Genomic DNA, 13,083 nt, shown 5'->3' with positions numbered 1-13,083 from the left:
CGCACATCCTAGCGGAGCGGAACCGGCGGCGCGGCGTTCGGGCCGCGCCGCCCGCGGGTCAAGCCCGCGCCGGCGGGCGCGCGCCGGCGAGCTGGTACCAGTCGACCCGCCGGGTGACGGCCATCAGCACCGCCAGCACCAGGAACAGCAGGCCCGCGCCGAGCGCCAGCGCGTTGTCCTCGGAGACCAGCAGCCCGTACAACGCCGCGTACAGCACCGCGAGCATCGCCGCGAACCCCAGCCCGCGCCAGACGCTGCGCAGCGCCGCGCTCAGGTAGAAGCCGATCAACCCGATGCAGGCGACGCTCGCGGCCAGGTACGCCCACGGGAACGCGACGTGCTCGCTCAGCGCGACCAGCAGCAGGAAGAAGATCGCCAGCGCCAGGCCGACCAGGCCGTACTGGATCGGGTGCACCGGCAACTGCTTGATCAGCTCGAACAGGAACAAGCTAACGAAGGTCAGCAGCACGAACAGCAGGCCGTACTTGGTCGCGCGGTCGGCCTGGGTGTAGACGTCGACCGGGTCGATCAGCTCGACGCCGACCGCGTCCATCGCCCGCAGCGTCGCCGCCGCGTCGGCGGCCAGGCCGCGGCCCTCGCGCTCGAGCCAGCCGCGCTGGGCGTTGCTGGCCAGCGAGGCGATCCGCCAGTCGGCGCGGAAGCCGTCGTCGCCCAGGTCCTGCCGCGGCGAGGCGCCGATGAAGCCGGGATGCGGCCATGTCGATTCCAGCGCGATGCGGTTGTCCTTGCCCAGCGGCACCACCGCCAGCGACTCGGTGCCGCCGAGCGGCAGGTCCAGTTCGGTCTGCAGGCGCAGCACCTGCCCGCGCGCCGGCGCGGGCAGGCGTACGTGCAGCCCGGGCGCGTCGCGGCCGCCCACGCCCTCCTCGACCGGCACGGCGCGGCCGTCGATGCGCAGCTGCGGCGCCGCGCGCAGGCCGCGCACGTCGGCCAGCGCGTAGCTCAGCCACGGCCGGCCGATGCGGCGGTCCGGCGCGGCGTCGGCCTCGTCCGGGATCGGCGCCTCGAAGCTCGCCCGCACCTTGCCCTGCCATTCGAACACGCGCACCTGGTGCAGCCCGCGCTTGCGCGTGTCCGGCCGCAGCCGGCCGGCGACGTCGAGGCGGGTCGGGAAGAAGGTCCAGTAGCGGGTGCGTTCGCGCCGCACCTTGCGCGCGACGCCCGAGGCGTCGGTCTCCTCCGCTTCGGCGGTCTCGGTGTAGGGCACCACCAGCACCGGCCCGGCCAGCCCCTGCGGGCCGGCATAGCGCGCGGCGACCTCCTGCACCGCCTCGGCGCGGTAGCGCTGGCGGTCGTGGATCACGCCGCGGACCAGCAGCAGCGGAATCAGGATCGCCAGGGTCATGGCGAAGACCAGGCCCATCTTCAGGATCAGGCGCATGCGACGGCTCCGTACCGGGACGCGGCGCAGGATCGGCCGGAGCCGCGGAGCGGCGATGGCGGCCGGGTGAAGCGAGGGTGAAGCCGGAACGGGTCCTAGGCCCCACGGTATCGCTTCCCGCTCGCCTTCCCTCGTTCCTATCTCTCCCCGGCAGGCAGGCTCAGCCGCGCCGTCGCGCCGCCGCCTTCGCGGTTCTCCAGCGCCGCCGCGCCGCCGTGCAGCGCCGCGACCTCGGCGACGAAGCACAGGCCCAGGCCGCTGCTGCGGCTGCCCCGGCCGGGCCGGGGCAGCGAGAAGAAGCGCTCGAACGCGCGCGGCAGCGCGTAGTCGGGCACGCCGGTACCGCGGTCGCGCACCTCGAAGACCGCCAGGCCGTCGGCGCAGCGCAGCGCCAGCTCGATCGCGCCGCCGTGCGGCGAGAAATCGGCGGCGTTGTCCAGCAGGTTGATCAGCGCCTGGCGCAGCAGGAAGGCGTCGCCCGCCACCGCCGGCGCGTGCGCGGGCAGGTCCAGGCGCAGCGCCAGCGCGTCGCGCGCCAGCCGCGGCGCGCACTGCTCGGCGGCCTCGCGCGCGAGCGCCGCCGGGTCGAGCGGCTCCGGATCGTCCAGGCGCTGGCGGTGCTCGACCGCGGCCAGCGCCAGCAGTTTGTCGATCATCTGCGCCAGCCGCTCGCTCTGCGCGCGCACGCTGGCGGCGAAGCGGGCGCGGTCGGCGTCCGGCAGCGGCCCCTCGAGCAGTTCGGCGCTGCCGCGGATCGCCGCCAGCGGGCTCTTCATCTCGTGGGTCAGCGCATGCACGTAGCGCTCGACGTACTGCTTGCCCTCCAGCCGCGTGCGCATGGTCTCCAGCGCGCGCCCGAGCTCGCCGAACTCGCCGGCCGCCCTCGGCAGGCTCGCGCGGCCGCCGGCGGTCACCGCCTGCGCGTAGCGGCGCAGCGCGCCCAGCTGCCGCGACAGCCACCATGCGGCGACCAGCCCCACCAGCAGCGACGCCCCCAGCAGCACCGCGCCCCAGCGCAGCACGACCCGCTGGCTGCGCTCGATGAACGGCGCGATCGCCCGGTTCGGCTTGGCCACCGTGAGCGAACCGACGATCCGTCCCCGCGCGTCGCGGATCGGCGCGGCCACGTGCATCACGGTCGAGTCCGGGTCGTAGGGATCGCTCGCCGTCGAGCGCGCGCCGTAGCGGCCGCGCAGGGTCAGGTACACGTCGTTCCAGCGCGAGTAGTCGCGGCCGAGGTCGCGGCCCGCGCTGTCGAACACGACCACGCCGCGCGCATCGGTGACGTAGATGCGGTACTGCGAGGCGCGCTTGGGGAAGCCCCAGATCCGCGCGCCGTAGTCGCGCCGGGCCATGTCGCGCACGCTGCGCGCGAACGCGCCGTCGCCGATGCGGCCGGCGAGGAAGTCGTCGCGCGCCAGCTCCGCCAGCACGTTGGCGGTGTCCACCAGCGTGTCCTCCATCGCCTGGCGCACGCCCGGCTTGACCTGGGCGACGAACACCTGCGCCAGCAGCAGCCCCGCCAGGGCGACGATCAGGAAATAGCCGAGGAAGACGCGCAGGCCGATCTTCACGCGGCGCGCCTCAGTCGGCCTGCAGCGAGTAGCCGAGCCCGCGATGGGTGCGGATCGGGTCGGCGTCGGGGGCGACCGCGCGCAGCTTGGCGCGCAGGGTCTTGACGTGGGTGTCGACGGTGCGGTCGCCGCTGTCGAGCGCGTCGCCCCAGACCCGATCCATCAGCTGCGCGCGCGTCAGCACCGCGCCCGGGCGTTGCAGCAGCGCGGCCAGCAGGCCGTACTCGTAGCGGGTCAGGTCCAGCGCGTGCCCGCGGTAGCGGATGCGGTGGCCCTCGGCGTCGTGGACGAAACCGGCGGCGGCCGCGCCGGAGCCGGCCTGCGCGCGCCGCAGCACCACCCGCACCCGCGCCACCAGCTCGCGCAGCGAGAACGGCTTGGTCACGTAGTCGTCGGCGCCGATCTCCAGGCCGAGGAGGCGCTCGGCCTCGGCGTCGTGCGCGGTCAGGAAGATCACCGGCAGGTCGCGGCCGCGGCGCAGCTCGCGGCACAGGGCGAAGCCGCCGAGGTCCGGCAGGCCGACGTCGAGCACCGCCAGGTCGAACGCGCGCTCGCGCGCGCGGCGCAGCGCCTCGCCGCCGGTCAGGCAGTGCTCGGCCTCGAAGCCTTCGGCGCGCAGGGCATGCAGCACGACCTCGGCGATCGCGGGCTCGTCTTCGACCAGGAGGATGCGCATGGACGGCCGGCTCGGTCCGGAACTCGATATTCGGCGAGAATCTACCGCCTCCGCCGGCCCGAGCGTAGGGCGCCGCTTCCCGCCTCCGTGCGGCGAGCGGCTCCCGCGCGGGGCGGCGGGCCTTCCTTCTCCAGTCCGGGCCGCCGATGAACTACCGTCACGCCTTCCACGCCGGCAACCACGCCGACGTGCTCAAGCACGTCGCCCTGCTGGCGCTGTGCGACGCGCTGACGGCCAAGCCGGCGCCGCTGTTCGCGCTCGACACCCATGCCGGCCGCGGCCTGTACGCGCTCGACGCCGACGCGGCGCGGCGCACCGGCGAAGCCGAGGGCGGCATCGGCCGCCTGCTCGCCGAGGCGCCGCGGCAGCCGCTGCTGCGGCGCTACCTGGACGCGGTGCGGGCCTGCCGCCTCGCGCATGGCCGCGCCGCCTACCCGGGCTCGCCGTGGCTGCTCGCGCACGCGCTGCGCGAGCAGGACCGCATCGCCGCCTGCGAGCTGCACCCGGAGGAAGCCGACGTGCTGCGCCGGCACTTCGCCGCCGACCCGAGGATGGCGGTGCACGAACGCGACGGTTACGCCGCGCTGAAGGCGCTGCTGCCGCCGCGGACCGGCGCGACCCGCTACGCGCGCGGCCTGGTGCTGATCGACCCGCCGTACGAAGCGCAGCTGGACGAGTTCGACGCCGTGCTCGGCGCCTTGCGCGACGCCCTGGCGCGCTGGCCGCAGGCGGTCTACGCGGTGTGGTACCCGATCAAGCTGCGCCGCGCGCTGCGCCCGTTCCATCGCCGCGCCGCGGCGCTGCCGGCGAAGTCGGCGCTGGTGGCCGAACTGCTGGTGCGCGCCGACGATTCGCCGTTGCGCATGAACGGCAGCGGCCTGCTGCTGCTCAACCCGCCCTGGCAGTTCGACGCCGCGCTGCGGGCGGCGCTGCCGGCGCTGGCACGCGTGCTGGGCGAAGGCCCCGGCGCCGGCGGCGAGGTGCGCTGGCTGGTCGCGCCGGAATAGATCGCCGGCCAAGGCGGCGGTCCTGGAAGCCTGCGCCGCGGGCCCGCGCAGCGACGCGGACGAGGCGCTGCGGCCGCGTCGTTTCCGCGTCCGGAGAGCCGGACCCGGCGCCCTCGCCCGGGGCGGGGGCGAAGCGGCCATTCCCGCGCAAGCGGGGCCTGGCGATTTGGCGCCTCCGGGCCCGGCGGGAACGGCGACGGCCAGGCCTGCCCGCTTCGTCCGCGCCTTCCGCGCCGCCGGCGCCGCGCGCTTCGCTCCTCGCGCCACCGCCCGGCCGCCCGCGCCCGGCGGCGTCAGGCCGGCTTGCGGTCCGGCTCGAAGAAGCTCCAGCGCACTTCCGGGAAGCCCTGCTTGAGCGCGCGCTCGACCGAGTTGATCTGCTCGTACAGCAGCGGCACGCTCTGGCTCTCGCGCATCTGCGCGTGCACCGACACCAGCACCTCGTTGCCCAGCTGCAGGGTGATGAGGTTGATCACCCGCTCCACTTCCGGGCGCGCCTCGAGGAAGTCGCGGATCTGCCGCTGCCGCGCCGGGTCCACGCTCTGCCCGATCAGCATCGCCTTGACCTCGATGGCGACGAACACCGCCACCACGATCAGCAGCGCGCCGATCGCGATGGTGCCGATCGCGTCCCACAGCGGATTGCCCGTGGCCACCGCCAGCAGCACCGCGACCAGCGCGAACACCAGGCCCAGCAGCGCCGCGAGGTCTTCGCCGAAGATCACCACCAGCTCGGCCTGGCGGCTCTCGCGGAACCATTGCCAGAGGCTGCGCCCGCCGCGGGCCTTGTTGACCTCCTGCAGGCAGGCGCGCATCGAGACCGCCTCGGCGACGATGCCGAACACCAGCACGCCGGCCGCCCAGTACCACTGCTTCAGCGGCTCGGGATGCTGCAGCTTGTGGATGCCCTCGTACAGCGAGAACATGCCGCCGACGGTGAACAGCATCACCGCGACCAGGAACGACCAGAAGTAGATCGCCTTGCCGTAGCCGAGCGGGTAGTCCGGCGACGGCGGCTGCTTGGCCTGGCGGATGCCCAGCAGCAGCAGCAGCTGGTTGCCGCAGTCGGCCAGCGAGTGCACGGTCTCCGCCAGCATCGCGCTGGAGCCGGTGAAGAACGCGGCCACGCCTTTCGCCACCGCGATCGCGAAGTTGGCGCCCAACGCGAACAGGATCGCGCGAATCGAATCGCCGCCGCCGGCCATGCTGTCTTCCTTGTGCGAGATGAGGAGGGATCGGCGCGCGAGTCTAGCACCGACCCCGGTCGCACATGCGTCAGTCGGCGAGCGCGCGCCGGGTCTTGTTCGGCAGGCGCGCGCGGACCAGCCGTAGCTGCGCCTCAGCAACGCGCGCGGTTCCTCTTCCGGCAACCCGCCGCGGTTCGGCCAGCAGCACCAGTGCGCGCGCGCCAGGTACGGGGCGGGGGCGAAGCCGGGGCGCCCGGTCAACTCGAGGAAACGCCCGTCTTCCACCTTGAAGCCGAGCTGGCCGGCGCGCGGCCCGCGCACGCACAGCAGAACATCTTGCCGGCGACCGTGAAGACCAGGTCGTCCTCCCATTGATCCCCGCCTCGACGCCGGGCCAGGTACCGACCCAGGCGCGCGATTTCGCCTCGTCCACGCCTCACCCCGGAGCCGCGGCGGCCGGCGGCGCCGGCCTTCACACGCGGCCACGCAGCAAGTGTGCCAATATCGGGCCATGGCCGCGCGCGAACGACTCCCGCCCTGGCACGAACGCATGCGTCTGCCCAATGGCCGGGAGGTCCTGATCCGCCCCATCCGGCCGGAGGACGCCGAGCCCATCCGCGCCAGCTTCGGCCTGCTGCAACCGGACGAGGTCCGCCAGCGCTTCCTCTACTCGATGAAGGAAATGACCCCGGAGATGGCCGAGCGCCTGACCCGGATCAACCCGAAGAACGAGTTCGCCCTGGTCGCGGCCGAGCCGCTGCCGCCGGGCGAGGCCCTGGTGGGCGCGGTGGCGCGGATCTCGGTCGACAGCACCGGCCGCGACGCCGAGTTCGCGATCCTGGTCAGCCGCTACGTCGCCGGCATGGGCCTGGGCCGCTACCTGATGACCCGGCTGGTGAAGTGGGCGCGCGGCAAGGGCCTGGAGAAGGTCTACGGCGACGTGCTCGAGCACAACCACGCGATGCTCTCCCTGGCGCAGTCGCTGGGCTTCGAGCGCGAGCAGCAACAGGACGCCCCCGGACTGATCCGGGTGGTGCTGGACCTGCGTCGGCGCCAGGTCGGCCCGGCCTCCGCCGCCTAGCCGTCGTCCTGCCCCGCTGCCCCATGCGCCGCCCCGGAAGGCCCGGCGATGGGCGAGCCGCACGCCTTGGCGCGTTCCGGACGGCCGGCCGTGAACGAGCCCCCGTGTCTCGATCCCGGCTCCCGGCCAGGCCGTGGATCGCGGCCGTATGCGGGTAGGCGATCGCCCGCCCGTGCGCGGCCGCACGGCCCGACCCGGGCCGCTACCCGGCCCGGCCCCCGGGGGCACGTCCCGCAGTGTGCGGCGCGCGAGCGGGGCCGCCGCCCCTCTCCCGTAGAATGCGCGCTCCTTCGCGCTGGCGGCCCCGGGCCGCCGGCGCTGCCTGCGTTTTGCGTCCCGTGCCGAAGATGCCCGACTCCCCCGTTCCGACCCCGCCCCTACCCCGCCCCGGCCAGTTGCGCGCCTGGTGGCGCGCGCCGGCCTCGCCCTCGGCGCTGGCCTTGCACGTCGCCCGGGCCGCGGCCGCGCACCACGCGCCGGTGCTGGCGGTCGCCCGCGACAACCACGCCGCGCACCAGCTCGAGTCCGACCTGCGCACCCTGCTCGGCGCCGGCTCCGCGCTGGAGGTGCTGCCGTTCCCGGACTGGGAAACGCTGCCCTACGACGTCTTCAGCCCGCACCCGGACATCGTCAGCCAGCGCCTGGCCGCGCTGCATCGGCTGCCGACGCTCGAGCGCGGCATCGTCGTGGTGCCGGTGCAGACCCTGCTGCAACGGCTGGCGCCGCTCAAGCACGTGGTCGGCGGCAGCTTCGACGTGCGGGTCGGCCAGCGCCTGGACCTCGACGCCGAGAAGCGGCGCCTGGAATCGGCCGGCTACCGGCACGTGCCGCAGGTGCTCGACCCGGGCGACTTCGCCGTGCGCGGCGGCCTGCTCGACGTGTACCCGATGGGCGCCGAGCAGCCGTTCCGGGTGGAACTGCTCGACGACGAGATCGAGACCATCCGCGCCTTCGACCCGGAGACGCAGCGCTCGCTGGACAGGATCGAGGCGGTCAAGCTGCTGCCCGGCCGCGAGGTGCCGCTGGACGAGGCCGCGCTGAAGCGCGCGCTCGACGCGCTGCGCGAGCGCTTCGACCTCGACACCCGGCGCAGCGCGCTGTACCAGGACCTCAAGGCCGGCCTGGCGCCGCCGGGCATCGAGTACTACCTGCCGCTGTTCTTCGACGCCACCTCGACGCTGTTCGACTACCTCGACGCGAACGCGCTGCCGCTGCTCGGCGAAGGCGCGCTGGAGGCCGCCGAGCAGTTCTGGGCGCACGCCGGCGAACGCTACGAGCAGCGCCGCCACGACCTGGAACGGCCGCTGCTGCCGCCGGACGCGCTGTACCTGAGCCCGCAGGCCTTGCGCGAGAAGCTCAACCTCGGCGGCCGCATCGAGGTCTGCGGCGAGGGCCACCCGCAGCGCGAGCGCGCCGCCGCGCTCGGCGACCAGCCGGCGCCCGCGCTGCCGTTGGCGGCCAAGGACCAGGCCCCGGCCGAGGCGCTGAAGTCGTTCCTGGCCAGCTACCCGGGGCGGGTGCTGGTCGCCGCCGACTCGCCGGGCCGGCGCGAGGCGCTGCTCGAGCTGCTGCAGGCCGCGGGCCTGCAGCCGGACGTGCTGCCGGACTGGAAGGCGTTCGCGGGAGCTGCCCTCGCGGCAACCCCTCCCCCGCAAGCGGGAGAGGGGCTCAGGCCGGGGCTTGCGAAGTTCGCGATCGCGGTCGCGCCGCTGGAGGACGGTTTCGCCCTCACCGAGCCGGCGATCGCCGTACTCACCGAACGCCAGTTGTTCCCCGAGCGCGCCGGCCAGCCGCGCCGCCGGCGCCGCGCCGGGCGCGAGCCGGAAGCGATCATCCGCGACCTCGGCGAGCTCAGCGAGGGCGCGCCGATCGTGCACGAGGACCACGGCGTCGGCCGCTACCGCGGGCTGGTCACGCTCGACGCCGGCGGCATGCCGGCCGAATACCTGGAGATCGAGTACGCCAAGGGCGACCGCCTGTACGTGCCGGTCGCGCAGTTGCACCTGATCAACCGCTACTCCGGCGCCAGCGACGAGACCGCGCCGCTGCACTCGCTGGGCGGCGAACAGTGGACGCGCGCCAAGCGCAAGGCCGCGGAGAAGGTGCGCGACGTCGCCGCCGAGCTGCTGGAGATCCAGGCCAAGCGCCAGGCCCGCGCCGGGCTGGCCATCGACATCGACCGCAGCGTCTACGAGCCGTTCGCGGCCGCGTTCCCGTTCGAGGAGACGCCGGACCAGCACGCCGCGATCGAGGCGGTGCTGCGCGACCTGGCCTCCAGCCAGCCGATGGACCGCGTGGTCTGCGGCGACGTCGGCTTCGGCAAGACCGAGGTCGCGGTGCGCGCCGCCTTCGTCACCGCGATGGCCGGCAAGCAGGTGGCCGTGCTGGTGCCGACCACGCTGCTGGCCGAGCAGCACTACCGCAACTTCCGCGACCGCTTCGCCGACTGGCCGATCCGGGTCGAGGTGCTGTCGCGCTTCAAGACCAAGAAGGAGATCGAGGCCGAGCTGGCCAAGCTGGCCGAGGGCAAGATCGACGTGATCGTCGGCACCCACCGCCTGCTGCAGCCGGACGTGCGCTTCAAGGACCTGGGCGCGGTGATCGTCGACGAGGAGCAGCGCTTCGGCGTGCGCCAGAAGGAGGCGCTGAAGGCGCTGCGCGCGAACGTGCACCTGCTGACCCTGACCGCGACGCCGATCCCGCGCACGCTGAACATGGCGATGGCCGGGCTGCGCGACCTGTCGATCATCGCCACCCCGCCGGCGCACCGCCTGGCGGTGCAGACCTTCGTGGTGCCGTGGGACGACATGCAGCTGCGCGAGGCGTTCCAGCGCGAGCTCAGCCGCGGCGGCCAGGTCTATTTCCTGCACAACGACGTCGAGAGCATCGGCCGCATGCAGCGCCAGCTCGAGGAGCTGGTGCCGGAAGCGCGCATCGGCGTCGCCCACGGCCAGATGCCCGAGCGCGAACTGGAGCGGGTGATGGTCGACTTCCACAAGCAGCGCTTCAACGTGCTGCTGTCGACCACGATCATCGAGTCGGGCATCGACATCCCCAACGCCAACACCATCATCATCCACCGCGCCGACCGCTTCGGCCTGGCCCAGCTGCACCAGCTGCGCGGCCGCGTCGGCCGCTCCCACCACCGCGCCTACGCCTACCTGGTGGTGCCGGACCGCAAGGCGATCACCGAGGACGCGCGCAAGCGGCTGGACGCGATCGCGGCGATGGACGAGCTCGGCGCCGGCTTCACCCTCGCCACCCACGACCTGGAGATCCGCGGCGCCGGCGAGCTGCTGGGCGAGGAGCAGAGCGGGCAGATGGCCGAGGTCGGCTTCAGCCTCTACACCGAGCTGCTCGAGCGCGCGGTGCGCAGCATCAAGCAGGGCAAGCTGCCCGACGTCGACGCGCACGAGGCGCGCGGCGCCGAGGTCGAACTTCGGGTGCCGGCGCTGATCCCCGAGGACTACCTGCCCGACGTGCACACCCGCCTGACCCTGTACAAGCGGATCAGCGGCGCGCGCAGCGTGGAGGAACTGCGCGAGCTGCAGGTGGAGATGATCGACCGCTTCGGCCTGCTGCCGGAGCCGGCCAAGCACCTGTTCGCGGTCGCCGAGCTCAAGCTGCAGGCCACCGCGCTGGGCATCCGCAAGCTCGACCTCGGCGATGCGGGCGGCCGCGTGCATTTCGTCGACAAGCCCCACGTCGACCCGCTGGCGATCATCCAGCTGATCCAGAGCCAGCCCAAGCGCTACCAGATGGACGGCCCGGACAAGCTGCGGCTGAAGCTGGAGCTGCCGGACGCGGCGGCGCGGCTCAACGCCGCGCGCGGGCTGCTGACGATGCTGGGGAGGCCGCAGTGAACGCGCAGCCGGGTCCGCGCGCCCGCGCGTGGCTGGCGGCGCTGGCGCTGGCGGCGACCGGCTGCGCGACCGCGGCGCGCCCGGAGGCCGTCGATGCGGCCGCGGCCGCACCGGCCACCACCTTCGTGCTGGTCCGCCACGCGGAGAAGGCCCGCGACGGCAGCGACGATCCGCCGCTGACCGAGGCCGGCCATGCCCGCGCCGCGCGCCTCGCGCGTTGGCTCGAACGCGCACCGTTGCGCGCCGTCTACGCCACCGATTACCGCCGCACCCGGCAGACCGCCGCGCCGGCCGCGCAGCGCCACCGGCTGCCGGTGCTCGGCTACGACGCCAAGCGCCCGCCCGGCGAGTTCGCCGCCGAGCTGCGCCGCGCACACGCCGGCGGCACCGTGCTGGTGGTCGGCCACAGCAACACCGTGCCGGCGCTGGCCGCCGCGCTGTGCCGCTGCGAGGTCGCGCCGATGAGCGAGGCCGAGTACGGCCGCCGCCTGCGTGTGCGCGTCGCCGCGGACGGCGCCGCCGTGCTCGAGGAAACCCGCGACGAATGAGCGCGCCGTGGCGGCGGGGCGGAGGTGCGCCCTCTTGGCCACGGAGCCACGCGGACGGACGCGGGCAGGCGTGGCCAAGCGCCGGGCCGCGCAGCCGGCAAGGCGGTCCGCGCCGCAACCTTTTCCCTCGCCTGGTCCGCGCCGGTCCGCGGCAAGGAGGCCCTTGCTTTCGGCCGCGCGCTTCGCTCAGAGCTGCGACTCGACCGGCAGCCAGGCGACAACCGTCGCCGTCGCGCGGCGCAACCAACCGGCCTCGGGCTCGCGCGTCCACACCCGCGGCGGATCGGCGGCGGCGTCGATCCAGCGCAGCTCGTCCCCGCGCAGTTCGACCCGGTAGCTGCTGCGCGGCGCGATCTTGGCCGCGAACAGCCGCTCCAGCTCGGCGGCCAAGGCCGCGTCGCGGAACACGATGCCCATCTCGGTGTTGAGGTTGATCGAACGGGGATCGAGGTTGAACGAGCCGACGTAGCCCCACTCGTCGTCCACGGTGAACGCCTTGGTGTGCAGGCTGGCGCCGCTGCCCGAGCCGAAGCCGCTGCCTCCGCCGCGGCCGTCGCGGGGCTTCATCTCGTACAGCGCGACCCCGGCACGCAGCAGCGGCTCGCGGTACGGCGCATAGCCGCCGTGCACCGCCGCCACGTCGGTGGCGGCGAGCGAGTTGGTCAGGATCCCGACCGCGACGCCGCGCTCGCGCAACCCGGCCAGCCAGCGCACGCCGGCATCGCCGGGCACGAAATACGGCGAGATCAGGCGCAGTTCGCGCCGGGCGCCGGCCATGGCCGGCACCAGCGCGTCGACCAGCCAGCGCCCGCGCGGGGCGCCCTCGGCCTTCTCCGGCGGGTCCGAGTACACGTGCGCCTCGCCGGTCCAATGCAGGGTGCTGCCCTGCAGCAGCATCCGCACGCTGGGCGAGCGGCGCAGGCGCCGCAGGTACTCGCGCGCCCGTGGCGAGGCGTAGTCGGCCTCGGCCCTGCGCCGCAGGCGCTGCAACGCGGCTTCATCGCCTTCCGCCAGCGCCTGCAACGGCAGCGCCGAGCGGCTGTTCCAGAACGCATCGAAGATCGCGACGCTTTCGTCGACGGCCGGACCCAGCGCGATCAGGTCGGCGTCGAGGAAGTTGGTGTCGCTGGCGGCGCCGAAGTACTCGTCGCCGATGTTGCGGCCGCCGACGATCGCCAGCCGGCCGTCGGCGATCCACGCCTTGTTGTGCATGCGGCGGTTGAGGCTGTACATCCGCAGCAGCAGCTCCGCGCCGCGCTGCAGGCTGCGCTCGCTGGCGCGCGAGGGATTGAACAGCCGCACCTCGATGCGCGGGTGCCGGTCCAGCGCCGCCAGCATCGAGCCCTGGCGGTGCGCGTTGAGGTCGTCCAGCAGCAGGCGCACGCGCACCCCGCGGTCGGCCGCGCGCAGCAACTCGTGGGCGAGCAGGCTGCCGGTGAAGTCCGGGTGCCAGATGTAGTACTGCAGGTCGAGGCTGCGTCCTGCGCCGCGCGCGCTCAACGCGCGCACGACGAAGGCATCGCGGTAGTCCGCCAGCAACGCCAGCCCGCTCCGGCCGGGATGCGCCGCGGCCAGCGGCGCGATCGCCCGGTCCAGCGGCGTTTCGACCCGCTCCGCCGGCAGCGCGAACGCCGGCGCGCCGCGCGCGCCCTCGGCGAACCGCCCGTAGCTGTACACCGACAGCAGCGCCGCCAGCGGCAACGCCAGCAGTACGACCAGCACGATGCGCAGTCTCTTCCTCATTG

The 13,083-nt window shown here is 74.1% G+C and carries 9 protein-coding genes; 4 read left to right on the top strand and 5 right to left on the bottom strand.

Going from position 1 to position 13,083, the window contains the following annotated elements:
* Positions 1-58 precede the first annotated feature (58 nt).
* The 3 genes from creD to creB form a co-directional block, all read right to left on the bottom strand.
* Positions 59-1,402, bottom strand: coding sequence for a cell envelope integrity protein CreD (creD, locus tag EDC50_RS01765; RefSeq protein ID WP_123768755.1), 1,344 nt, complete (start codon positions 1,400-1,402; stop codon positions 59-61).
* Between the two features lie 137 nt (positions 1,403-1,539).
* Positions 1,540-2,976 carry a two-component system sensor histidine kinase CreC gene (creC, locus tag EDC50_RS01760; protein WP_123768754.1) on the bottom strand — a complete coding sequence of 479 codons (1,437 nt, stop codon included), beginning with the start codon at positions 2,974-2,976 and terminating at the stop codon, positions 1,540-1,542.
* A 10-nt stretch (positions 2,977-2,986) separates the two neighbouring features.
* Positions 2,987-3,652 carry a two-component system response regulator CreB gene (gene creB, locus EDC50_RS01755; RefSeq protein ID WP_123768753.1) on the bottom strand — a complete coding sequence of 222 codons (666 nt, stop codon included), beginning with the start codon at positions 3,650-3,652 and terminating at the stop codon, positions 2,987-2,989.
* 146 nt (positions 3,653-3,798) lie between these two features.
* On the opposite strand from creB, the gene EDC50_RS01750 reads away from it, so the two are divergent.
* Entirely contained in the window at positions 3,799-4,659 is an 861-nt protein-coding gene (locus EDC50_RS01750; RefSeq protein WP_123768752.1) for a 23S rRNA (adenine(2030)-N(6))-methyltransferase RlmJ, read from the top strand.
* 293 nt (positions 4,660-4,952) lie between these two features.
* Here the strand turns inward: EDC50_RS01750 and EDC50_RS01745 are convergent, their stop codons facing one another.
* Positions 4,953-5,864: a cation diffusion facilitator family transporter gene (locus EDC50_RS01745; RefSeq protein WP_123768751.1), complete on the bottom strand. Its 912-nt coding sequence runs from the start codon at positions 5,862-5,864 to the stop codon at positions 4,953-4,955.
* 493 nt (positions 5,865-6,357) lie between these two features.
* On the opposite strand from EDC50_RS01745, the gene EDC50_RS01740 reads away from it, so the two are divergent.
* The 3 genes from EDC50_RS01740 to EDC50_RS01730 all read left to right on the top strand — a co-directional run bounded on the left by EDC50_RS01740 (position 6,358) and on the right by EDC50_RS01730 (position 11,338).
* Positions 6,358-6,927, top strand: a complete 570-nt coding sequence (locus EDC50_RS01740) for a GNAT family N-acetyltransferase (RefSeq protein WP_123768750.1) — start codon at positions 6,358-6,360, stop codon at positions 6,925-6,927.
* A 347-nt stretch (positions 6,928-7,274) separates the two neighbouring features.
* On the top strand, positions 7,275-10,790 hold the full coding sequence (gene mfd, locus EDC50_RS01735) for a transcription-repair coupling factor (RefSeq protein WP_123768749.1): 3,516 nt from the start codon (positions 7,275-7,277) through the stop codon (positions 10,788-10,790).
* Entirely contained in the window at positions 10,787-11,338 is a 552-nt protein-coding gene (locus EDC50_RS01730) for a SixA phosphatase family protein (protein WP_123768748.1), read from the top strand. Before mfd ends, EDC50_RS01730 begins: the two co-directional genes overlap by 4 nt.
* Positions 11,339-11,524: 186 nt before the next feature.
* On the opposite strand, the gene EDC50_RS01725 is transcribed toward EDC50_RS01730, so the two are convergent.
* Positions 11,525-13,081 carry a phospholipase D family protein gene (locus EDC50_RS01725; protein ID WP_123768747.1) on the bottom strand — a complete coding sequence of 519 codons (1,557 nt, stop codon included), beginning with the start codon at positions 13,079-13,081 and terminating at the stop codon, positions 11,525-11,527.
* Positions 13,082-13,083: the final 2 nt, after the last annotated feature.

It is taken from the genome of Vulcaniibacterium tengchongense, from assembly GCF_003814555.1.
GTDB lineage: Bacteria > Pseudomonadota > Gammaproteobacteria > Xanthomonadales > Xanthomonadaceae > Vulcaniibacterium > Vulcaniibacterium tengchongense.
This window is presented reverse-complemented; position numbering and strand designations above follow the sequence as displayed.